We start from the raw sequence: 23477 nt of genomic DNA, 5'->3' as shown, positions 1-23477 counted from the left end.
CGATGAGCACCATCACGTTGGCGTCGAAGCGCCGCCGGTCGGCGCTTCGCACGGTCGCTTTCATGTCGCCCTGGCTGATCGGGTTCGCGGTGTTCTTCGCGTACCCGCTGATCTCCACGGTCTATTTCTCCTTCATGCACTACGACGGCTTCAAGGCGCCGACGTGGACCGGCACGAAGAACTGGACGTACGTCTTCGAGCACTACCCGTACTTCTGGCCCGCGCTGCGCAACACCCTGTGGCTGGTGATCGTGATGGTGTCGCTCCGGGTCGTCTTCGGCCTCGGCGTCGGCATGCTCATCACGAAGATCAAGACGGGTACGGGGGTCTTCCGCACCCTCTTCTACCTGCCCTACCTGGCCCCGCCGGTCGCGGCGACCATGGCCTTCGCGTTCCTCCTCAACCCCGGTACCGGGCCGGTCAACTCGATCCTGGAGAAGGTCGGCATCCCGGCCCCGGGCTGGTTCAACGACCCGTCCTGGTCCAAGCCGGCCCTGACCCTGCTGGCGCTGTGGGGCGTCGGCGACCTGATGGTCATCTTCATGGCCGCGCTGCTCGACGTGCCGAAGGAGCAGTACGAGGCGGCGGAACTGGACGGCGCGTCGGCCTGGCAGCGGTTCCGGTTCGTCACGCTGCCCAACATCTCGCCGATCGTGATGTTCGCGGTCGTGACGGGTGTCATCCAGACGATGCAGTACTACACACAGCCGCTCATCGCCGGAAAGGTCGCCTCGGGTGTCATCCAGGGCGCGGGCACGCAGTTCGAGCCCGGCTATCCCGAGAAGTCGACGCTGACCCTCCCCCAGCTGGTCTACAACCTCGGCTTCCAGCGCTTCGACTACGGCTCCGCGTGTGTCGTCGCCCTCGTGCTCTTCGCCCTGTCCATGGTGTTCACCGCGTTCCTGATGCGGCGCCGGGGCGGTCTCATCCAGGCAGGTGACTGACGATGACCCAAGTACTGGACCGGCCGGCGGAGCTGAAGGCCCCGGTGTCGGAGGCCGAACGCACCGCCCGCCGCAAGGCGTTGCTGAACTGGGTGGCGGTCCACTCCCTCGGCGTCGCCGCCGCCCTGTTCTTCACCCTCCCCTTCGTGTTCGTGTTCCTGACCTCGCTGATGAGCGACAGCCAGGCGCTGAGCCGGGACCTGATCCCGCACACCTGGGAGTGGGGCAACTACAGGAAGGTGTTCGACACCCCGGGCTTCCTGACCTGGTGGAAGAACACCCTGATCTACGCGGGCCTCGGCACCGTCCTGACCGTCGTGTCCTCGCTGCCGGTGGCGTACGCGCTCGCCAAGTTCCGCTTCCGGGGCCGCAACCTGTCGCTCATGCTGGTGATCTCGATGATGATGCTGCCGCCGCAGGTGGTCATCATCCCGATGTACCTGTTCTGGGCGAAGCAGCTGGACCTGTCCGGCACCCTGTGGCCGCTGATCGTGCCGATGGCGTTCGGCGACGCGTTCTCCATCTTCCTGCTGCGCCAGTTCCTGATGACGATCCCGAACGAGTACCTGGACGCGGCGAAGGTGGACGGCTGCGGCGACCTCAGGACGCTGCTCAGGGTGGTCATCCCGATGGCGAAGCCGGGCATCGCCGCCGTCGCTCTCTTCCAGTTCTTCTACGCCTGGAACGACTACTTCGGCCCCCAGATCTACGCCTCGGAGAACCCGGGCGCCTGGACCCTCTCCTACGGCCTGGAGTCGTTCAAGGGCATGCACCACACCGACTGGAACCTGACCATGGCCGCGACCGTGCTGGTCATGGCCCCCGTGATCCTCGTCTTCTTCTTCGCCCAGAAGGCGTTCGTCGAGGGCGTCACGCTCACCGGAGTGAAGGGTTAACCAAGCATGAAACTCACCGTGGTCGGCGGAGGCTCGACCTACACCCCCGAACTCATCGACGGCTTCGCGCGGCTGCGGGACACCCTGCCCATCGAGGAACTGGTCCTCGTGGACCCGGCCGCCGAACGCCTGGAACTGGTGGGCGGACTGGCCCGCCGGATCTTCGCCAAGCAGGGCCACAACGGCCGTATCGTCACCACCTCGGACCTGGACGCGGGCGTCGAGGGCGCCGACGCGGTGCTGCTCCAGCTGCGCGTCGGCGGCCAGGCCGCCCGGCAGCAGGACGAGACCTGGCCGCTGGAGTGCGGCTGCATCGGCCAGGAGACCACCGGCGCCGGCGGCCTGGCGAAGGCCCTGCGCACGGTCCCCGTCGTCCTGGACATCGCCGAACGCGTCCGCCGCACCAACCCGAACGCCTGGATCATCGACTTCACCAACCCGGTGGGGATCGTGACCCGCGCCCTGCTCCAGGCCGGCCACAAGGCGGTCGGGCTGTGCAACGTGGCGATCGGCTTCCAGCGGAAGTTCGCGAACCTGCTGGGTGTCACGCCGTCCGAGATCCACCTGGACCACCTCGGCCTCAACCACCTCACCTGGGAGACGGCGGTCCGCCTCGGCGGCCCCGAGGGCGAGAACGTCCTGCCCAAGCTGCTCGGGGAGCACGGCGACACGATCGCCGCCGACCTGAAGCTGCCGACGGCCCTCCTCGACCGCCTGGGCGGCGTCATCCCGTCCTACTACCTGCGCTACTACTACGCCCACGACGAGGTGGTGCGGGAGCTGCGCACCAAGCCGTCCCGGGCCGCGGAAGTCGCCGCGATGGAGAAGCAGTTGCTGGAGATGTACGGCGACCCGGCCCTGGACGAGAAGCCGGAGCTGCTCGCCAGGCGGGGCGGCGCCTACTACTCGGAGGCGGCGGTCGACCTGGCCGCGGCGCTGCTCGGCAGCACCGGGAACCCGTACCAGGTGGTCAACACGTACAACGGCGGCACACTGCCCTTCCTCCCCGACGACGCGGTGATCGAGGTCCAGGCGGCGGTGGGCCCGGCCGGCCCGAGGCCCCTGCCCGTCCCGGACGTCGACCCGCTCTTCGCCGGGCTCGTCGCGAACGTGACGGCGTACGAGGAGCTGGCCCTGGAGGCGGCCCTGCGCGGCGGCCGGGACCGTGTCTTCCGGGCGCTGCTCTCCCACCCCCTGGTCGGCCAGTACGAGTACGCCGACGCCCTGACCGACCGACTGATCGCGCACAACCGGGAGCACCTCGCGTGGGCCTGACCGCAAGTGTCCTCGCCATCGACGCGGGCAACAGCAAGACCGACGTCGCGGTGGTGGCGGCGGACGGCGAGGTCCTCGCCACGGCCCGGGCCGGCGGCTTCCGGCCGCCGGTGGTGGGCGTGGAGCAGGCCGTGGACGAGGTGGCCACGGCGGTCGCCGAGGCGTACGGCGCCGCCGGCGTCTCCTCGGCCGCCCACGTCTCGGCCTGCCTGGCCAACGCCGACTTCCCCTTCGAGGAGGAGCAGTTGGCCGCCGCGCTGGCCACGCGCGCGTGGGGGGCGACGGTGGAGGTCCGCAACGACACCTTCGCGATCCTCCGGGCCGGTGTCACCGAGCCGCGCGGGGTCGCCGTCGTCTGCGGCGCCGGCATCAACTGCGTCGGCATGCGCCCCGACGGCCGCACCGCCCGCTTCCCCGCCCTGGGCCGCATCTCCGGTGACTGGGGCGGCGGTTGGGGGCTGGCGGAGGAGGCCCTGTGGCACGCGGCACGCGCGGAGGACGGCCGCGGGGAGGGTACGGCGCTGGCCCGCGCGCTCCCGGCGTACTTCGGGTACGACAGCATGCTGGCGCTGATCGAGGCCCTGCACCGGGAGGAGGTCGAGCCCGCCCGGCGGCACGAGCTGACGCCGGTGCTGTTCGCGACGGCGGCCGACGGCGACCCGGTCGCCCGGGCGGTCGTGGACCGGCTGGCGCAGGAGGTGGTGGCCATGGCGATGGTCGCGCTGACCCGCCTCGAGCTCCTGGACGAGGAGACGCCGGTGCTGCTGGGGGGCGGGGTGCTGGCCGGCGGGCATCCGCAACTCGACGACGGCGTGCGCGAGTTGCTGGCGGCGCGGGCGCCGAAGGCGGTACCGAGGGTGGTGACGGCGCGGCCGGTGCTGGGCGCTGCCCTGCTGGGGCTGGACGTGGTCGGGGCGGGGGTGGCTGTGCAGGAGAGGGTGCGGCGGTACTTCGAGGGGTGACGGTGGGTGGGGCGGGGGTGGGGACGCTTACCGGCGCTCGCAGGGTGCCTCCCCCAGCCTTCGCGGCACGACTGCCCGCGGCTGAAGAAACCTGAAGGGGCGCGGGGAACTGCGCGGCCAGCCCCCACGCACCCGCGCCCCGGAACGCACCGTCACCACCCCTCCGGAACCGAACCGATTCCCCCGGCGTATTCATGGGCAGGGGTTCCGCTGCGATCCGATCAAGATCCAGTGAAGGCCGGTGCCGAATGTCAGTCCGGGCGGCGATACTGGGCGGCGACCGGATGACCATGGGGGAGGTCACGTGACACACCCGCCGACGAAGAGCGCGGCACCGCCAGGCGCAGGCGCGGCCCTGCCCGCGCAGCGGACCGGCTCCCCCACGCCCGCGGCGGCGCCCTCGCGCCGCCGCACCGCGTTCGCCGAAGGCGTCGACCGGCTCCGCACCGCCGCCACCACCGAGCCCGGCCGGCTCCGGGTGATCGGCGCCGTCCTGGCCGTACTGATCGTCGCGTTCGGCGCCGTCACCGCCTGGCAGATGAGCGAGCGCGCGGCCGCCGCGGACGACGTGCTGCACCGCAGCCAGCCGCTCAGCTCCGGCGCGGCCGACATCTACCGTTACCTGGCGGACGCCAACACCGCGGCCTCCAGCGGCTTTCTGGCGGGCGGTCAGGAGACGGCCGCCTCCCGCCAGACGTACGAGACCGACATCCAGAAGGCCGCCGCCGGGCTGGTCAACGCCGCCGCGAACTCCGAGCCCGGCTCGCCCGCCGAGAAGGCCGTGGCGAAGCTGAACCAACTGCTCCCGGAGTACAAGGGGCTCATCGAGCGGGCCAGGGTCTACAACCGGCAGGGCTACCCGGTCGGCGGCGCCTACCTGCGGTACGCCAACGACAAGATGCAGGACGAGATGCTCCCGGCGGCCCAGGAGCTCTACGAGAAGGAGAACGCGCGGCTGTCGTCCGACTACTCGGACGCGACCCCGTACCCGTGGGCGGCCATCGTCCTCGGCCTCCTCGCGCTCGCCGCGCTCGGCTGGGCCCAGCTGCGCCACTACCGCCGGACGAACCGGCTGCTGAACCACGGCCTGGTCGCGGCCTCGGCGGCCACCGTCGTCACCCTGCTGTGGCTGGTCGTCGGTCACACCCTCGCCCGAGCCGGTCTGGACAGCTCCTACGACCACGGCGTGCGCTCGCTGAACGTGCTGCACGACGCCAGGATCGCCTCCCTGAAGGCGCGCGGGAACGAGAACCTGAGCCTGGTGTCGCGCGGCGCCGAGACCATCACCGTCGACAAGAAGTCGTACGACAAGTACTACTACGACTTCGACAAGGAGATGACCGCCCTCGGCAAGGGCCTCACCCTGGCCGCGGCACTCGCGGACGACTCGGCCGGCAGCAAGCCGGTCGTGGCGGCCGAGGGGAACATGAAGGTGTGGAAGGAACGGCACGCCGTCGCGCGCGACGCCGACGAGAACGGCGACTACCAGACGGCGCTGGACAAGGTGATAGGCGCCAAGGACGCGACCGCCGAGTGCTTCGACAGCGTCGACGACAACCTGAGAGTCGCGCTGGCCCATGAGGACGGCGAGTTCAAGGAGCGGGCCACGGACGGGCTGGACGCCATGGCCGGGCTGCCGATCGGCGCTGCCATGCTGGGGGTCGCGGCGGCGGCGGGCGCGCTGTTCGGTATCGGACGCAGGCTTTCGGAGTACCGGTGAGAGGGGGCGTGGCCATGTTCTCGCAGCGGATGAGGGCCTCCCTGCGCGGCTGGGGCGGGGTGGGCGCGATGGCGGTCGGCTGCGTACTGGCGCTGGCGTTCGCCCTGCTGCTGCCCCTCACCCAGTCCCGTGGCGGGGGCGGTGGGGGCGTCGGGCTCGGCGGTCCGGGGCTGGCCACCGGCAGCCCGGCGAAGGCCGGCAGCTGCGTCGACTCCCAGGCGCAGAACGACACCTGGTCGCCGTCGAGCGCCGACGGCGGGACGATCGACGCCATCAAGGCCCGTAAGGGCGACAAGCGGAAGCTGATCGTCGGCGTCGACCAGAACAGCTACCGCTGGGGCTACCGCAACCCGAACAACTCGAGTGCGGACCTGGAGGGGTTCGACATCGACCTGGTGCACAAGATCGCCCAGGAGATCCTCGGTGACCCCGGCGCCGTGACGTTCAAGGCGATTCCGACCAGCCAGCGGATACCGGCGATCCAGAACGACCGGGTCGACATGGTGGTGCGCACGATGACCATCACCTGCGAGCGCCTGGACGACGTCGCGTTCTCGGCGCCGTACTTCAAGACCGGGCAGCAGGTGCTGGCGCCCAAGTCGTCGTCGATCAAGGGGTACGACGCGACGCTCGCGAACAAGAGGGTGTGCACGGCCGCCAGTTCGACGGCGTACGACGACGTGACCGCCGACAAGGGGTCCGGCCGGCTGCCCTCCTCGGTCAAGGTCACCGTCGTCCCCAACCAGCTCGACTGCCTGGTGCGGTTGCAGCTCGGCGAGGTCGACGCGGTGGTCACCGACGGCGCGCTGGCCGCCAGCCAGGCCGCCCAGGACCCGACGGTCGAGCTCAAGGGCGCCGCCTTCACGACCGAGTACTACGGGGTGGCGATGAAGAAGAACGCGACCGATCTGGTGCGCCGGGTCAACCAGATCCTGGTGGAGTACCGGTCCGACGGGGGCTGGCAGGCGTCGTACGACAGGTGGCTGTCGGCGACACTGGGAGCGCACTCGACGGCGTCGAAACCACCCGCGCCGCAGTACCTGCGCACCAGCTGACCCGCATCCGCGAGGCCCAGCCCCGACGAGAAGCAAGCGAGAGGTGATCGATGGGCGTCACGGACCCCGCCGGGCCGGTGATGGACCGGGACGAGGTGGACCGTGCGCTGGCGCGGCTCGGCGCGGAGCACGAGGCGATCGAGACCTCGCTGCTCGCCCTGCAGGACCACGCGGGCCGCAGACTCCTCGAAGGCGCCGAGCTGACCGGGACGACGCGGGAGCGGTGGACGGCCGCCGAGGCCTCGATCACCCTGCTGTGGGCCTATTTCGACGCCTACACGGACGCGTTGCGCTCCGCCCGCGAGATCAGGGCCCGGCGCCGCTGGTCCAGCCGTGAGGACCTGGTGGAGCTGACCGAGCTGCTGCGCGGCGAGTCCGTGACCGTGGCGGGCAGCGCGACCGCGACGGCGAACGCGCCGACCCTGCTGTCGGCGGCCGGCCGGCTCAGCGAGCGGTTCTCGCTGGCGGGCCTGGTCGACCGGATGAACGAGCTGTACGCGACCTCGCTGGACATGGTCGTCACCGCCGACGCGGTGTGGTCGGCGCTGCCCGCGCGGATCGATTTACTCGCCGCCGAGCTGCAGCGCACCCGCAAGCTGGCGCACTCCGTCGGCGTGCGCCCCGGCGAGCACCCGGCCGGCGACGACCTGGAGCGGATCACCCGCACGCTGACGAAGCTCCGCGAGGACGTGGTCTCCGATCCGCTGGCGTTCTGGGTTCCTGCGCCGGGGAGTTCGGCGCCCGGCGGCGGCCGTCCCGACACCACGGTGTACGACCGGGAGGCGCAGGCACTGGAGGAGGTGCGGCGGGAGATCGACGCCGTGCTGACGGTACGGCAGGACGCCGAGGCCCGGCTGATCAAGCTGCGGGACGTGCTGTCCCGCGCGGACCGCACCCTCGCCGAGGCCCGCACCGCGCGCGGTGAGGTGCTGGCGAAGATCGCGGCGACCGAGGTGCCGGTGGTCAGCGGCCCGCCGACCGTGCTGCAGGAGCAGCTGGCGACGGCCGCCGAGTACCGCCGGGGGGCCCAGTGGCACCGCCTGTCGCCGCTGCTCGAGTCCCTGGAGCAGAAGGCGGAGGACGAACTGCTGCGGGCCCGTGAGTCGTTGACGGCGGTCACCGCGCCGCTCGCGGTGCGCGCGGAGCTGCGCGGCCGGCTGGACGCGTACAAGGCGAAGGTGGCCCGGCACGGGCTGGCGGAGGACCCGTTCCTGATCGAGCGGTACGACGCGGCGCGGCGGATGCTGTGGAGTGCGCCCTGCGATCTGAGGGTCGCGGAGCAGGCGGTGCTGCGCTACCAGCAGTCGGTGGCCGAGGCGCTGGGGGCGCCGCGGGTGCCGCAGCAGGGCGGGCCCGAGGACCGGAGGGGGGAGTAAGCCGTGAGTCAGGCGGGAGAGAGCTGCCAGCGGCCGGGCTGTGAGGGGTCGTACGAGGACGTCGGCGGCGGTGAGCTGTACTGCGACACCTGCGGTCTGGCTCCGGTCGTGTCGGCTGGGGGTCCCCCCTCTGAGGGAGGGATGGTCGGCTCGCCGCCCACCGGGATCACGGCCGGCGGCAAGGGCTCGGCGGGCAGCGGGAGTTCGGGGTCCAGCAGCCGCAGCAGCCGGAGCAGTTCGCGTACGTCGTCCCAGTCGTCGAAGTCGCGGCGCTCGGTCTCCGGGCGGCTGTCGCGGTCCCTGTCGGGCAGGTCGACGGGCCGTTCGGTGTCGGTGCGCAGCTCGGGTTCCTCGGCGAGCACGTCGGGGCGCAGCCGGCTGGGCGCCGGTCTGGTCACGGTGCCGCAGGTGCCGAAGCCGGACCCGCGCGAGATGGTCCTGGAGAACCCCGAGGTGCCGGAGCGCAAGCGGTTCTGCTCGCGGGCGGACTGCGGGGCGCCGGTCGGGCGGGCCCGCGGGGAGCGGCCGGGCCGGACCGAGGGCTTCTGCACCAAGTGCGGCAACCCGTACTCGTTCGTGCCCAAGCTCAAGGGTGGCGACGTGGTGCACGGCCAGTACGAGGTCGTGGGCTGTCTCGCGCACGGCGGCCTGGGCTGGATCTACCTCGCGGTGGACCGGGCCGTCTCCGACCGCTGGGTGGTCCTCAAGGGCCTGCTGGACACCGGCGACCAGGACGCGATGGCCGCGGCCATCTCCGAGCGGCGGTTCCTCGCGGAGATCGAGCACGCCAACATCGTGCGGATCTACAACTTCGTCGAGCACCTCGACCAGCGCACCGGCTCCCTCGACGGCTACATCGTCATGGAGTACGTCGGCGGCAAGTCCCTGAAGGAGATCGCCAACGACCGCCGTACCCCGGAGGGCCGCCGCGACCCGCTCCCGGTGGAGCAGGCCTGCGCCTATGGCATCGAGGCCCTTGAGGCCCTCGGCCACCTGCACAGCCGCAACCTGCTCTACTGCGACTTCAAGGTCGACAACGCCATCCAGACCGAGGACCAGCTCAAGCTGATCGACATGGGCGCGGTGCGCCGCATGGACGACGAGGAGTCGGCCATCTACGGCACGGTCGGCTACCAGGCGCCCGAGGTGGCCGAGGTCGGCCCGTCCGTCGCCTCCGACCTGTACACGGTCGGCCGTACCCTCGCCGTCCTCACCTTCGACTTCCAGGGCTACACGACGGTCTTCGTGGACTCGCTGCCCGACCCGGACAACATCGAGGTCTTCCGGCAGTACGAGTCGTTCTACCGGCTGCTGGTCCGGGCCACCGACCCCGACCCGGCCCGCCGGTTCGCCTCCGCGCAGGAGATGGCCGAGCAGCTGACCGGCGTGCTGCGCGAGGTCGTCTCGGTGCAGACCGGCACCGCCCGGCCCGCGCTGTCCACGCTGTTCGGGCCCGAGGTGAAGGTCACGGACACCGAGCTGTTCCCGAAGCTGGACGGGGACGTGTCCCGGCTGGGCGCGCGGACGGTGGCCTCCAGATCGCTCGCGCTGGACCCGCCGGGACCGGTCGCGGCCCCGGCCGACCCGGCCCTGGTCAGGCCCATCGACACCGCCGCCGCCGCGCTCGCCCTGCCGGTCCCGCTGGTCGACCAGAGCGACCCGAACGCCGGTTTCCTGGCCGGCCTGTCGACCTCGCTGGTCGGCGAGGTCAGCCTGCTCAGCGCGCTGGCCGCGGCCCCGACGCAGACGGTGGAGACCGAGCTGCGGCAGGTCCGCGCCCGGCTGGAGAACGGCGACTTCGAGGCCGCGCAGGTGAGCCTCGGCCGGCTGGAGGACGAGCGGCCCGACGACTGGCGGGTGGTCTGGTGCCGGGGCGTGGCCGGCCTGGTCACCGGCGACTTCGAGGGCGCGGCGCTCTCCTTCGACGCGATCTACGACGCCTTCCCCGGGGAGACCGCGCCGAAGCTGGCGCTCGGCCTGTGCGCGGAGGTGCTGGGCCAGCTGGACAACGCGGCCGAGTACTACCGGCTGGTGTGGGCGACCGACCCGGGCTTCGTCAGCTCCGCGTTCGGCCTGGGCCGGGTGCAGCTGGCGGCCGGGGACCGGCTGGGTGCCGTCCGGACTCTGGAGTCGGTGCCGGAGGCCTCGATCCACTACACGGCGGCCCGGGTGGCGGCCGTACGGGCGCGGCTGCGGCACCGGACCGCGGCGGCCGACGACACGCCGTTCCTGGACGACCTGACGGCCGCCGCCGGGCAGATCGAGGCGCTGGACGCGTACGGTCTGGATCCGGCCCGGCGCGAGCAGTTGGCGGCGGAAGTCCTCGGCTGCGCGCTGGACTGGATACTCTCCGGGGGCCAGGACTCCCAGCCCACTGTCGGCGGCCGGGTGCTGCTGGGCAGCGGTCTGGACGAGCGGGGCCTCCGCTTCGGCCTGGAACGCTCGTACCGCACGCTGGCCAGACTGGCGACCGGCGGTGAGGAGAGGATCGACCTGGTGGAACGGGCCAACCGTTACCGCCCCCGGACGTGGGTGTAGTTGATGTCGCAGATGCCCCAGCAGGCCGCACCGGCGAAGTGCCCGAGCTGCGCGGAGCCGCTCGAATCGGGTGACCTGTTCTGCGGCGCGTGCGGGTACGACCTGTCGGCCGTGCCCGCCGCGCCGCAGGACCACCCGACCCTCACCATGGGCGCCGCCGGTGTGGGATCCTCGGGCGTGGACTGGCCCCCGCCCGAGCCGGAGAGTTCCGGTACGCCCGCGGCACCGCATCTGCCGACCGACCTGCCCGGCACCGACTCGGGCGGCAAGCCGCTGCCCGAGTCACCGCACGGCTCGCCTGCCTCCCCGGCGCCGCACGCCTCGCCGGCCTCCCAGCCGCCGCACGGTTCGCCGGTGTCGCCGGCCTCCGGGGTGCGGTTCGACCGGCCGCCGGAGCCGGACGAGTACCCGCTCCAGGCGCCGGACCCGCGGGTGGCCGCCTCCGCCGCCGAGTCGGCCGAGACCACCGAGCTGCCGAAGGTGTGCGTGGCGTGCCGCGCGGGCCGGGTCGACGACGACGGCTACTGCGAGAACTGCGGGCACGCCCAGCCGCGCGAGCGTGACCACATGGAGCAGGAGTCGGGCCCGGTGGCCGCCGTCAGCGACCGCGGGCTGCGCCACCACCGCAACGAGGACGCGTTCGCCGTCGGCCACACCACGCTGCCCGACGGCGCCCCGGCCGCGCTGGCGGTCGTCTGTGACGGCGTCTCCTCGGCGACCCGTCCCGACGAGGCCTCCATGGCCGCCTCCCGGGCCGCGATCGAGGCCCTGCTGGCCGCGCTGCCGCAGGGCACCCATCCGCAGGCGGCGCTGCACGACGCGATCGTCGCCGCCTCCCAGGCCGTCAACGCCCTCGCGGAGGAGCCCCCCTCGGCCCGTGAGCACACCCCGCACCAGAACGCCCCGGCGTGCACGATCGTCGCCTCGATCGTGGCCTCGGGTCTGCTGGTGGTCGGCTGGGTCGGCGACAGCCGCGTCTACTGGGTACCGGTGGACCGGAGCGCACCGGCGGCCCGGCTCACCGAGGACGACTCCTGGGCCGCGCAGATGGTCGCCGCGGGCCTGATGAGCGAGGCGGAGGCCTACGCCGACGAGCGCGCCCACGCGATCACCGGCTGGCTCGGCGCGGACGCCTACGAACTGGAGCCGCACACCGCGTCCTTCAAGCCGGACCGGCCCGGCGTGGTGGTGGTGTGCACCGACGGCCTGTGGAACTACGCGGAGACGGCCGAGGAGATGGCCGAGATCGTCCCCGCCGACGCGGACGTACGGCCGCTGCACGCGGCCCGGGTGCTGGTCGGCCACGCCCTGGACGGCGGGGGCCACGACAACGTAACAGTGGCGCTGCTGCCGTTCCCGGAACCGCCGCAGGGGGCAGGATCCGCCTGAGGCCGCCGCAAAACGGCCGCAAACGGGAGAGACGCACGGGGAACGAGGCGTACGGCGTAAGACGTACGGGGAAGCACCGGCGGACCGGAGGGGACCGGTCCGCACACCGTCAGCACCCACCACGCGTGGGGTGGAGGGGGACCAGAGCAGTCATGGCCAATTTCTCGAAATCGAGCGTGCCGCAGTTCTCGGTGGACGTGTACCAGAACGAGTACCTACCGGAGGGCGGCCGCGAGGTCAACGCGATCGTCACGGTGACGGCGACCGGCGGCGGCACCGTCGGGACCGCGGTCGGGGCGTCGTACGCCCCCGGGCAGGGGCCCGCCGCCGGGGTCGCGATCATGGTCGACTGCTCGGGGTCGATGGACTACCCGCCCACCAAGATGCGCAACGCCCGGGACGCCACGGCCGCCGCGGTCGACACCCTGCGCGACGGCACCCACTTCGCGGTGATCGGCGGCACGCACGTGGCCAAGGAGGTCTACCCCGGCGGCGGCCGGCTCGCGGTGGCCGACCGCTCCACCCGGGAGCAGGCCAAGCAGGCGCTGCGCAGGCTCAGCGCGGGCGGCGGGACGGCGATCGGCACCTGGCTCCGGCTCGCCGACCGGCTCCTGTCCTCCGCGGACGTCACCATCCGGCACGGCATCCTGCTCACCGACGGCCGCAACGAGCACGAGTCGCCGGAGGATCTCAAGGCCGCCCTGGACTCCTGCGCCGGGCGGTTCACCTGTGACGCGCGCGGTGTCGGCACCGACTGGGAAGTGAAAGAAGTCACAGGGATCGCCTCCGCGCTCCTCGGCACCGCCGACATAGTCGCCGACCCCACGGGCCTGGCCGCCGACTTCACGCAGATGATGGAGACGGCGATGGGCAAGGAGGTCGCGGACGTCGCGCTGCGGCTGTGGACCCCGGTCGGCACGACCATCAAGTTCGTCAAGCAAGTGGCGCCCACCGTCGAGGCGTTGACCGACCGGCGCACCGAGGCGGGGCCGCGTGCCGGGGACTATCCGACCGGATCGTGGGGAGACGAGTCCCGTGACTACCACATCTGCGTGGAGGTCCCCACGGCCGGCCTGGGCCAGGAAATGCTGGCCGCGCGCGTGTCGTTGGTCGTTCCGCAGCCTGGGGGCACCTCCGGCTCGAGCGCGGCCGGGAGCGGGGGAGGAAGCGTCCAGAACCTCGGAGCACAGGGCCTGATCAGGGCCGTGTGGACGGACGACATGGTCGCCTCGACCTCCCTCAACCCCCAGGTCGCCCACTACACCGGCCAGGCCGAACTGGCACAAGCCATCCAACAGGGGCTGGACCTCCGTAAAGCGGGCGATATGGACGGGGCAACGGCCAAACTGGGTCGGGCCGTTCAGTTGGCAAGCGCTTCCGGGAACGCGGATACTGCGAAACTGCTTGCGAAGGTGGTGGACGTGGTCGATGCCACGACAGGTACTGTGCGACTGAAGGCGAAGGTCGAGGAGGCCGACGAGATGACTCTCGAGACACGGTCCACAAAGACTGTTCGTGTAAAGAAGTGACCTGACAGTCCACACGCAGGACCACCCAGACAGGCTCAGGACGATCCTGACAGAGAGGGAAGCCCGCCATGCCGACCTGCCCGAACGGACACCAGTCGGGTTCCGACGACTGGTGCGAGGTGTGCGGTCACCGCATGGCCGGTGCCGTACCTCCGCCGCCCCCGCCGACCGCCGGCGGCTACGGCTTCCCGCCGCCCGCGCCCGGCGCCCCGGCCGGTGGCCCGATGGGCGGCGGCCGCCATCTGTCGGCCGTGCCGAACGCGGCCGAGCCGGAGCTGTGCCCGCAGTGCCGTACGCCCCGTGAGGGCGGTGCGCCGTTCTGCGAGGAGTGCCGCTGGAACTTCCTGACCAACACGGCCACCTCGTACACCCCGGCCGCCCCGCGCCCGCCGGCCGGTGGCGGTCCCGCCGCGCCCACCTTCCGGCCGCCGGCCCCGCCGACGTTCGGCGGCGGCGACTCGTACGAGTACCAGGGTTCGCGCCCCTCGCAGGTGAACCGTCCGGCCGAGCCGATCCCGTCCTTCGGCAGCGAGCCCTCGGGCCCGACGCCGTTCGCGGGCGAGCGCGGCGGCCAGTCCGCCTTCGGCACCGACCGCGGCCCCTCGGCACCGCCGTCCGGCCCGTCGGGTCCCTCCGGCCCGTCCGGCTTCGGCGGCGGCGACCGCGGTCAGTCGGGTCCGCCCGCGTTCGGCGGCGGTGACCGTGGCCAGCCCGGCCCGTCGGGCTTCGGCGGCGACCGCGGCCAGTCCGGTCCTCCGGCGTTCGGCGGTGCCCCGGGCCAGTCCGGTCCGCCCGCCTTCGGTGGCGGCGACCGCGGCCAGTCCGCTCCCCCGCCCTACGGCGGCGAGCGCGGCCCTGCTTCTCCGCCCCCGCCCTTCGGCGGCGCCCCGGGCCAGAACCCCGGCGGCGCGTCCGCCTTCGGTGGCCCTCCCGGCGCCGGCCAGGCCTCCGGCCCGTACACCCGCGATCCCGCCGGCGGTCCCGGCGCCGGTCCCTTCGGTGGCTCGGACCCGTCCCGGCCGCCGGTTCCACCGCCGCCCGGCGGCCCCGGTACGACCACCGGTGGCGCTCCCGGCGCCTTCCAGCAGTCGGCCCCGCCCGCGCCGCCCGGCTTCCCGCAGGAGACCAGGCGGCCGGCCGGCGGCCCGTCCTTCGGCGGCGGTGACGACGACTGGGTGATCTCCCCGCCCGGACCGGCCGGCGGTCCGGCGGGCCCCGGCGCGCCCGCCCGTCCCGGTGGCTACGGCTATCCGCAGCCCGGCGCCACCCAGGCCCCGCCCGCCTTCCCGCAGGCCCCGCAGGGTCCGGCGACCTGGACGGCGACGATCGGTCCGGACCGCGAGTACTTCATGGCGATGATGCAGCGCTCCGGCCCGGAGGCGGCCGGCCTCAACCTGCCCGCGTACTCCCCGGAGCAGCAGCGCACGCTCACCGGCAACCAGGTCACCATCGGCCGCCGCCGGCACTCCACCGGCGACACCCCCGACATCGACCTGTCGGTGCCACCGGAGGACCCGGGCGTCTCGCACCAGCACGCGGTCCTGGTCCAGCAGCCGGACGGCGGCTGGGCCGTCGTCGACCAGAACTCGACGAACGGCACCACGGTGAACGGCGGCGAGGAGCCGATCCAGCCCTTCGTCCCGGTACCGCTGCAGGACGGCGACCGGGTGCACGTGGGGGCTTGGACGACGATCACCGTCCGACGAGGCTAGGGATCCCCTGCCCAGGGGCGCGGGGAACTGCGCGAACGGGGCCCCACCGGCCCGCGCAGCCGAAGAACCGTGCTCAGACCGGGAGCGGCCAGACGAACGGTCCCTCCCGGTCGTCCAGCCACACCCATTCCCCGTCCTTCCCCACGCTCACCCCGAACCGCTCCCGCCCGGGCATGCCCTCCCGCGCCCAGACCTCATAGGCCTCCCGCGGACCGAGCACCCCCTGGGTCAGCTCGGCGAAGAACTGGAACAGTTCGTCCCCCAGAGCCCCCGGCGGCACCCCGCCCGCATCCCCCGCCGCCCGCACCCTCTCCACGCCCCGCAACGGCACGAAGAACGCCGCCGACGGCAGGAACCTCCCCTCGGCGCCGCCTCCCCGCACGGTCAGCGTCAGCAGCCCGGTGGCGACCGGCGTGAGGATCCGCGCCCCCTCCGCGCACTGCTCGACCCACGCCCGCGGCACGCTCGGCAGCGCACACGTCGCGATGATCCGGTCGAAGGGCGCCCGCTCCGGCACCCCCCGCGCCCCGTCCCCCGTGACCACCGCCGGCCGGTACCCCGCCGCGGCCAGGTGCCGCCGCGCGGACTCGGTGATCTCCGGCTCCACGTCGACGGTGGTGACGAGGTCGTCGTCGCCCAGCCGGTGCGCCAGCAGCGCCGCGTTGTACCCGGTCCCCGCACCGATCTCCAGGACCCGGTCGCCGTCCGCCACCCCCAGCGCGACCAGCATCCGTGCCATCAGCGAGGGCTGGCTGCTGGAGGAGAGCAGCTCGCCGTCGCGCAGCCGGGTGGCCAGCGGTACGTCCTCGTAGGCGCCGCGCACCCACCGTTCCCGGGCCGCCGGATCCGGGCTCTCGCCCCACCGGCGCTCGTAGCCGCGCGTCCCGGCGACGTAGTAGTAGGGCACGAACAGGTGCCGGGGCACCTCGGCGAACGCCTCCCGCCACACCGGCTCCGCCGCCCAGACCCCCTCGGCGTCGATCTCCCGCACCAGCGCGGCCCGCGCCGCGGCGGCGAGCCCCTCGGTCTCGCTGTCGTAGGCGGCCATGTCTCCACCCTAGGCGCGTGCCCCGCCCTGCCCGGTGTCCTCGGGTGTTCCTCGGGTGTCCTCGGGTCTCCTCCGGAGTCCTAAGCCTTGAGTCCTGGTCCGTCCCGTCTGAGACCATGTACGGGTGAGAGAGATTCGGCGCGGCACGCTTCAGGAGAAGACCTTCTACGAGCAGGTCGGCGGGGAGGAGACCTTCCGTCGGCTCGTCCACCGTTTCTACGAGGGCGTCGCCGAGGACCCGGCCCTGCGGGCGATGTACCCCGAGGAGGACCTGGGGCCGGCCGAGGAGCGGCTCACCCTGTTCCTCATCCAGTACTGGGGCGGTCCCACGACGTACAGCGACAACCGCGGTCACCCCCGGCTGCGGATGCGGCACGCGCCGTTCACCGTGGACCGGGCGGCGCACGACGCCTGGCTGCGGCACATGCGGGTGGCCGTGGACGAGCTCGGCCTCTCCGAGGAGCACCGCGAACAGCTCTGGAACTACCTCACCTACGCGGCCGCCTCGATGGTCAACACCCCCGACTGACCGCCGTAGGCGCTCAGCGGACGCTGACGTCCAGCGCCCCGAGTCCCGCCCGCCGCACGGCGATCGACCCGAACGGGGTCCGCAGCCGCAGCCAGGCCCCCGCCGAGAGCAGGACGGCCTCGTCGCCGGGCTCGTCGCCCGGCCGCAGGAAGCCCAGTGACTGCGCCGCGTGCACGGCCCGGACCGGCAGCCGGGTGCCGCCGACCGTCCGGGACCAGATGTCCCGCCCGATCCGGTCGAGTTCGGCGCGGGTACGACCCTCCGGGGCCAACTCCTCGGTACGGGCCCGGAATTCACCGACCGCGGCGGTGACGGTGGCGCGCAGCGCCCGCGGCGCGGGCAGCCCCGGCTCGGCCCGCCAGCCGCCCCGCGGCGGCAGCACGCCGGCCCACGGCGGTCCGGTCACCGCCTTCGGGACGGTGGCCGTGGCGGCCTGCTCGTCCACCGACTCCAGCAGCTCGCCCGCCGACACGGTCACGTCGAGGGTGACGTCCAGCCCGTCCTCGTACGGCTTGGCGAGCCGCACCGCGCGGATCGCCAGCACCTCGAAGGAGGGCGGCCGCCCGAAGACGGCGAGCGCGGTGCCGGCCGCCTGCAGCCGCACCGCGGCCGAGCGGTCGTAGCGGAGCAGCCGGGAGAGGAAGGCGGCGAGGTCCGCCGCCTCCCCGTCGTCAGCGAGGTGGAGCACCGTCATGCGGCGACGGCCTCCTCCTTGTCGTCGTCGCGGTACTCCTCCAGGAAGTCCCGCTCCTCGGCGGTGATCCGGCGCGGCCGCTCGGCGTCGAAGTCGAACGGCACGACCACCGTCGAGGCCCGTACGTAGACCAGGTCGTCGTCCTTCACCTCGTAGGTGATGGTGAAGGACGCGGCCCTGATCTCGGTGATCCACAGCTCGATGTCGACCGGGTGGTGCCGGTGGACGAGTTGCCGCTTGTAGTCGATCTCGTGGCGCGCCACCACCGACCCCTGCTTGAACTCCTTGTCCGGGCGGAACAGGAAGTCGATCCGGGCCTCCTCCAGGTAGCGGATGAAGACCGCGTTGTTGACATGGCCGTACGCGTCCATGTCGGACCAGCGCAGGGGGCAGCGGTAGAGATGACGCAAGTTCGATCAGCCCCGGGTCAGCTTCTTGTAGGTGGCACGGTGCGGACGCGCGGCGTCCGGTCCCAGCCGCTCGATCTTGTTCTTCTCGTACGACTCGAAGTTGCCCTCGAACCAGAACCACTTGGAGTCGCCCTCGTAGGCGAGGATGTGCGTCGCCACCCGGTCGAGGAACCAGCGGTCGTGGGACACGACCACCGCACAGCCGGGGAACTCCAGCAGCGCGTTCTCCAGGCTGGAGAGCGTCTCCACGTCGAGGTCGTTGGTCGGCTCGTCGAGGAGCAGCAGGTTGCCGCCCTGCTTGAGGGTGAGCGCGAGGTTGAGGCGGTTGCGCTCACCGCCGGAGAGGATGCCGGCCGGCTTCTGCTGGTCCGGACCCTTGAACCCGAAGGCCGACACATACGCACGCGACGGCATCTCGACCTGGCCGACGTTGATGTAGTCGAGCCCGTCGGACACGACCTCCCACAGCGTCTTCTTGGGGTCGATGTTGGCGCGCCCCTGGTCGACGTACGAGATCTTGACGGTCTCGCCGACCTTGATGTCACCGGAGTCCGGAGTCTCGAGACCCTGGATCATCTTGAACAGCGTCGTCTTGCCGGCACCGTTCGGCCCGATGACCCCGACGATCCCGTTCCGCGGCAGCGTGAACGAGAGCCCGTCGACGAGGACCTTCTCCCCGAAGGCCTTGTTCAGCTTGTCGACCTCGACGACGACGTTGCCCAGCCGCGGGCCCGGCGGGATCTGGATCTCCTCGAAGTCCAGCTTCCGCATCTTGTCGGCCTCGGCGGCCATCTCCTCGTACCGCGCGAGCCGGGCCTTGGACTTGGCCTGCCGCCCCTTGGCGTTCGACCGCACCCACTCCAGCTCTTCCTTGAGCCGCTTCTGCCGCTTGGCGTCCTTCTGACCCTCGACCTTGAGACGGGTTGCCTTGGTCTCCAGGTAGGTGGAGTAGTTGCCCTCGTACGGGTAGGCACGCCCGCGGTCGAGCTCGAGGATCCACTCGGCGACGTTGTCGAGGAAGTACCGGTCGTGGGTGATGGCCACGACGGTGCCGGCGTACTTGGCGAGGTGCTGCTCCAGCCAGTTCACCGACTCGGCGTCGAGGTGGTTGGTGGGCTCGTCGAGCAGCAGCAGGTCGGGGGCCTCCAGCAGCAGCTTGCACAGCGCCACACGCCGCTTCTCACCACCGGAGAGGGTGGTGACGGGCCAGTCGCCGGGCGGGCAGCCCAGCGCGTCCATGGCCTGCTCCAGCTGAGCGTCGAGGTCCCACGCGTTGGCGTGGTCCAGCTCCTCCTGCAGCTTGCCCATCTCGTCGAGCAGCGCGTCGGAGTAGTCGGTGGCCATCAGCTCGGCGATCTCGTTGAACCGGTCGAGCTTGCCCTTGATCTCGGCGACACCCTCCTGGACGTTCTCCAGGACGGTCTTGTCCTCGGTGAGCGTGGGCTCCTGCATGAGGATACCGACGCTGTACCCGGGCGAGATGAAGGCGTCGCCGTTGGACGGCTGCTCGATCCCCGCCATGATCTTCAGCACGGTCGACTTACCGGCACCGTTCGGACCGACGACGCCGATCTTGGCCCCCGGCAGGAAGTTCAGGGTGACATCATCGAGAATCACCTTGTCGCCGTGCGCCTTGCGCGTCTTGCGCATGGTGTAAATGAACTCAGCCAAGAGAAACCGTCCGGCAGCTTGAAATCTGGCAGTGGGCAGATACACCCCATCTTGCCTGACGTCCAGCCTCGGGTGTTAACCCGTTTGGTCCGGGGGCTGTGACCTGGGGGTTCGCCGATGGCCGCTACGGCCGACCAGTCACTGTCGGTCACTGACGGGTGACCTCATGGAGCCTCGGAGGGCCTAGGGACGGCCCAGGAGTCAGTGCTCGCTCGATGGCCCGACGGCCAGGGGTTTCACTCGTTCATCTTCACGAGCCCCGACCCCGATCAGGACGATGCAGTGGCGGGCCAATCTCCAGACGGGCACAACTGGAGCATGACCTCCCAGGGCTGCCACCTACCGGTTGACGGGGATCTCGTAGACGATTTCGCAGTGAGCTGCAGGCACGACGATGTCCGCGGCCTCGACGGGTCGCCCCTGTTCGCTGCAGTAGGTCCGCCGAACGTGAGTGACGACAGCAGCCTTCCGCGCGCGGAGGAGTGAGGCTTCTTCAGCGGTCGCCTGCCGGCGCTCGGGCTGCTCCACGGCATGACTGACGGTGATCCCCATGGCGGCCACGCCCGATGTTTTGCTGACCCGCGGTAGCGCAATGTCGACAGTGCGGTGGCTTGCGCGTGAGTGCCCGCTGTTCCCCGTGTTTCCCGCGTGATCTGGTGCACATCCTGCACGGCTCTGGGGGGTGGTGCAGTTGCCTGCCATGTCTGAGAACGACCCCCACAATCCTGGGCGGTGCGGCAAGATGAATCTGCTCCCATCGACGGGGGATGGGGCGCCGCGCACGCTTGCCGTGGACTCGCCATCCCGGTGCGTGCGATCACCGGTGTCCCATGAATGACGGTCAGTCCTGTATGGCCGTAAAGAGCGTGGGTGTCGGGCCGGGGCCCGAAGCTCCGTGAACAGGAAGGAATCCTGCGCATGGCGAGCGCAAATGACCCGTGAGGGCGGGGCCGCTGATTGGCCTGGTATCAGGTGGTGTCTTGGTACCCGTCACAGTGGCCTATCCATGGATCGGCGTGATCGCGGTCCTCAGCCCACTCGCTCTCTTATGCTGCGTGGTTTTGCCTGGCGTGTGGTCTGCAAGCCCGTCTCGCCGCCGCGACGCTCGTGTCATGGTCGAGCTATTGCTCGGCTCACCTAGGCGGGAGCGGCAGTGAACGGCCGGCACCGGTGTCGCGCGCCTCCACGCGTACTGATGATGTCCAGAGCGTTGTCGTGATCGCCTGCGCACAGAAGCCTTCCTTAGCGGGCCCCTTCCCCCGATGCGAGAAGACGGAGGCAGGGGCCCCAACTGATTGATTCTTCTTCTTGTCCCGGGTCGTGCGCCTGGTGGTCGTCGTTGGTCGTCATTGGCCTCTGCTGAGCGGCCTCGGACGGCCCAGGGACGACCCAGCATCTCGGTCCAGGGCTCCGGGTCTCAGCGAGAGGGGCACTGCTTCGGGGGGGGACCGGGCCGGGAATCACGGCCTTGCCAAGGTGTTCCTTGATCAAGTACTTCAACTCCGGTCCTACGATGAGCTGGAGTCTGCCGTGCCGGCGGGCAGCACGTTTGTCTCGTCGCGGCTCTTCACGTACCGGTAGGCCTTCGGCGGCCACGGGCACCCCAGCTCCCACGGAACGCTCCGGAGCCGGTCCGCGTCGTTCCTTTCCGGGGCGCGGTGGCCGTGTCCCGGGAGGGGAGACCGGGTGGGTACGGGTGACTTCGCCGGGTGGACCAGGCGGTTCGAGGAGGAGCGTGAGCGCAGGCGTGTCCAGGGTGATCCGGACTGGGGGCGGAGCGCGACGCTGCATCCGGCGGTGTGGGCCGGCATCCAGCGCTTCCAGGTCGGCGAGGACGGAGACGGCGGCAACCTGATCGGCAAAGCGGACCGGGCCGGCGACGCCGACTACGGGGCGGCGGTCCGGCTCTTCGTCGCGGAGGAACAGAACCACGCCCGGCTGCTGGCTCGGCTGCTGGCCGCGGGGGGCGTGCCGACGCTGACCGGGCACTGGAGCGACGCGGTCTTCGTACGGCTGCGGCGTCTCATGGGCCTGCGCACGGAGTTGCTGGTGCTGATGATCGCGGAGGTCGTGGCGCTGCGCTACTACCGGGCCCTGCGCGACGGCGCCGACGACGCGCTCACCGCGGAGGTGGCGGGGCGGATCCTGTCCGACGAGGAGCGTCACGTGCCGTTCCACTGCGAGCGGCTGCACGCCTCCCTGACGGAGCTGTCCCGCGCCACGCGCCGCCCGGTGATGGCCCTGTGGCGGCTTCTGCTGCTCGCCGTCTGCCTCGTCGTCGCCGCCGACCACGGACCGGCACTGCGCCGGCTCGGCACCGGGCGCGCGCGGTTCGTGCGCGATGTCATGGCCTCCTCCCACGCGGTGGTCTCCGCGGTGCTGGTGCCCGGACCCGGCGCAGGGACGAGGGCACGGTCCTGACCGTGGGACCGGTCCTTCGGGCGCGCTCGCCGATCGGGTGGAGGGGGTCGCCGTCGTCGTCCGTGCCCCCGCCCTGACGTCTCCCCCGGGCTCCTCTCGACATGACAGCGCCCGGGGAGGAGCGCAGGCTGGGAGGAGTGCAGGGGCGACACCCGGCAATCGATCGGGCGAGGCGAGCCGTGCACAGGGTGTTCGCCGGGTACGGGGAGGCGAAAGGTCACTCATGCCACGGTCCATGCGCGCGCTCGTAGCCGCTGAGGTCGGCGAACCGGGCGATGTCCTGCGGCTGGAGTCCCGGCCTGTTCCCACGGCGGAAGCCGGCCAGGCGTTGGTCCGGGTGAAGGCGACGCCGGTTCACGCCAGCGATCTGCACGTGCTGCGCGGTCGTTACGGTTTCTCCCCCGAGTTCCCCACCGTCGGGGGGTACATGGAGTGCGTGGGCCGTATCGAGGCCCTCGGTCCGGGCACCGAGGGGCTGAGGATCGGCGAGCGCGTGGTGAACGCCGCGATTCCGGCGGTACCCGGGCCGCAGGTCGACGGCACCTGGCAGGAGTACCTCGTTGCCGATGCACAGAGGCTGCTGCCGGTCCCCGGTCGGCTGAGCGACTCCGACGCCTGCCAACTCGCCGTCAACCCGTTGACCGCGCTGCTCCTGGTGACTCGCGAACTCGACGTACAGCCCGGTGAATGGCTGTTGCAGACGGCGGCGGGCTCCACCGTCGGCCGGCTCGTCATTCAGCTGGCCGGGCATCTGGGGATACGCACGATCAACGTGGTGCGGCGGCGCGATGCCGTCGAGGAGATCAGGGCGCTGGGCGGCGACGAGGTCATCTGCACCGAGGACGAGGATCTGGTGCGGCGTGTGGCCGAGATCGCGGGGCCGGCCGGCGTGCGCAAGGCCGCCGACTGCGTCGCCGGGCAGTTGGGCGCCCAGGTGTCCCAGGCATTGGCCCCGGGTGGAGAGGTCGTGGTCTACGGCGCCCTCTCCACCCACCGGCAGACCGAACCGGCGGCGCTGACGATTCCGGTCTCGGCGCGCTCGGTCATCTACGAGACCAAGGTGGTCCGGGGGTTCTGGCTGAACCGCTGGTTCGGTGCCGCCTCGCCCGCGGACGTCCTGGACGCGCTGTGCGAGGTGCGCAGTCTCGTCGTCGGTGGAGTGCTGAGCATCCCCCAGGGCCGGCCGTTCCCGCTCGAACGCTTCGCCGAAGCCGTCTCGTTCGCCGAAGCGCCCGCCCATGGCGCCAAACCGCTCTTCGTCTTCGACGTCGGCCGGGACGAGGACGACGGGCAGCGCGAGGTATGAAG

At 71.7% G+C, this 23477-nt stretch carries 18 protein-coding genes and 1 pseudogene; 14 read left to right on the top strand and 5 right to left on the bottom strand.

The window, feature by feature from the left end; translation table 11 throughout:
• Positions 1-2 precede the first annotated feature (2 nt).
• From ACFY0P_RS16660 to ACFY0P_RS16610, 11 genes are all read left to right on the top strand, one after another.
• Positions 3-944, top strand: a complete 942-nt coding sequence (locus ACFY0P_RS16660; protein WP_351495410.1) for a sugar ABC transporter permease — start codon at positions 3-5, stop codon at positions 942-944.
• Positions 945-946: 2 nt separating this feature from the next.
• Positions 947-1840, top strand: a complete 894-nt coding sequence (locus ACFY0P_RS16655) for a carbohydrate ABC transporter permease (protein WP_388912689.1) — start codon at positions 947-949, stop codon at positions 1838-1840.
• A 6-nt stretch (positions 1841-1846) separates the two neighbouring features.
• The gene (locus ACFY0P_RS16650) at positions 1847-3115 is read left to right on the top strand and encodes a 6-phospho-beta-glucosidase (protein WP_388912686.1); all 1269 of its coding nucleotides are present in this window, start codon (positions 1847-1849) and stop codon (positions 3113-3115) included.
• A complete protein-coding gene (locus tag ACFY0P_RS16645; protein ID WP_388912683.1) occupies positions 3106-4077 on the top strand; it encodes an N-acetylglucosamine kinase in 972 nt (323 codons plus the stop codon). The genes ACFY0P_RS16650 and ACFY0P_RS16645 overlap by 10 nt, the downstream gene beginning before the upstream one ends.
• 304 nt (positions 4078-4381) lie before the next feature.
• Positions 4382-5797 (top strand): hypothetical protein, encoded by a 1416-nt coding sequence (locus ACFY0P_RS16640; protein ID WP_388912680.1) that lies wholly within the window; start codon positions 4382-4384, stop codon positions 5795-5797.
• Positions 5798-5811: 14 nt separating this feature from the next.
• Positions 5812-6852, top strand: coding sequence for a glutamate ABC transporter substrate-binding protein (locus ACFY0P_RS16635; RefSeq protein ID WP_388912678.1), 1041 nt, complete (start codon positions 5812-5814; stop codon positions 6850-6852).
• Between the two features lie 50 nt (positions 6853-6902).
• Positions 6903-8228, top strand: coding sequence for a hypothetical protein (locus ACFY0P_RS16630; RefSeq protein ID WP_388912675.1), 1326 nt, complete (start codon positions 6903-6905; stop codon positions 8226-8228).
• Positions 8229-8231: 3 nt separating this feature from the next.
• Positions 8232-10766, top strand: coding sequence for a tetratricopeptide repeat protein (locus ACFY0P_RS16625; RefSeq protein WP_388912672.1), 2535 nt, complete (start codon positions 8232-8234; stop codon positions 10764-10766).
• The gene (locus ACFY0P_RS16620) at positions 10767-12155 is read left to right on the top strand and encodes a protein phosphatase 2C domain-containing protein (RefSeq protein ID WP_388912669.1); all 1389 of its coding nucleotides are present in this window, start codon (positions 10767-10769) and stop codon (positions 12153-12155) included.
• 152 nt (positions 12156-12307) lie between these two features.
• A complete protein-coding gene (locus tag ACFY0P_RS16615) occupies positions 12308-13684 on the top strand; it encodes a VWA domain-containing protein (RefSeq protein ID WP_388912666.1) in 1377 nt (458 codons plus the stop codon).
• 68 nt (positions 13685-13752) lie between these two features.
• Positions 13753-15396, top strand: coding sequence for an FHA domain-containing protein (locus ACFY0P_RS16610; RefSeq protein WP_388912663.1), 1644 nt, complete (start codon positions 13753-13755; stop codon positions 15394-15396).
• 73 nt (positions 15397-15469) lie between these two features.
• Here the strand turns inward: ACFY0P_RS16610 and ACFY0P_RS16605 are convergent, their stop codons facing one another.
• On the bottom strand, positions 15470-16444 hold the full coding sequence (locus ACFY0P_RS16605) for a methyltransferase domain-containing protein (RefSeq protein ID WP_388912660.1): 975 nt from the start codon (positions 16442-16444) through the stop codon (positions 15470-15472).
• 124 nt (positions 16445-16568) lie between these two features.
• Here ACFY0P_RS16605 and ACFY0P_RS16600 point away from each other — a divergent pair, with 124 nt between their 5' ends.
• Complete coding sequence (locus tag ACFY0P_RS16600) at positions 16569-16973, top strand: globin (protein WP_388912657.1); 405 nt, start codon at positions 16569-16571, stop codon at positions 16971-16973.
• A gap of 13 nt (positions 16974-16986) precedes the next feature.
• On the opposite strand, the gene ACFY0P_RS16595 is transcribed toward ACFY0P_RS16600, so the two are convergent.
• From ACFY0P_RS16595 to ACFY0P_RS16580, 4 genes and pseudogenes are all read right to left on the bottom strand, one after another.
• Positions 16987-17667, bottom strand: coding sequence for a hypothetical protein (locus ACFY0P_RS16595; RefSeq protein WP_388912655.1), 681 nt, complete (start codon positions 17665-17667; stop codon positions 16987-16989).
• Positions 17664-18077 (bottom strand): acyl-CoA thioesterase, encoded by a 414-nt coding sequence (locus tag ACFY0P_RS16590; protein WP_388912652.1) that lies wholly within the window; start codon positions 18075-18077, stop codon positions 17664-17666. Before ACFY0P_RS16590 ends, ACFY0P_RS16595 begins: the two co-directional genes overlap by 4 nt.
• A 6-nt stretch (positions 18078-18083) precedes the next feature.
• On the bottom strand, positions 18084-19748 hold the full coding sequence (ettA, locus tag ACFY0P_RS16585; protein WP_388912649.1) for an energy-dependent translational throttle protein EttA: 1665 nt from the start codon (positions 19746-19748) through the stop codon (positions 18084-18086).
• A 339-nt stretch (positions 19749-20087) separates the two neighbouring features.
• Positions 20088-20309, bottom strand: a pseudogene (locus ACFY0P_RS16580) (UTRA domain-containing protein); the annotation flags it as partial.
• Between the two features lie 1125 nt (positions 20310-21434).
• Here ACFY0P_RS16580 and ACFY0P_RS16575 point away from each other — a divergent pair.
• Both ACFY0P_RS16575 and ACFY0P_RS16570 read left to right on the top strand, forming a co-directional pair.
• Entirely contained in the window at positions 21435-22169 is a 735-nt protein-coding gene (locus ACFY0P_RS16575; protein WP_388912647.1) for a ferritin-like domain-containing protein, read from the top strand.
• Positions 22170-22404: 235 nt separating this feature from the next.
• Complete coding sequence (locus tag ACFY0P_RS16570; protein WP_388912644.1) at positions 22405-23475, top strand: zinc-dependent alcohol dehydrogenase family protein; 1071 nt, start codon at positions 22405-22407, stop codon at positions 23473-23475.
• The last annotated feature ends 2 nt before the right edge of the window (positions 23476-23477 follow it).

Source organism: Streptomyces sp. NPDC001714, from assembly GCF_042892755.1.
Taxonomy (GTDB): domain Bacteria; phylum Actinomycetota; class Actinomycetes; order Streptomycetales; family Streptomycetaceae; genus Streptomyces.
The sequence above is the reverse complement of the archived record's forward strand: the minus strand, read 5'-3'. Positions and strand labels throughout refer to the sequence as shown.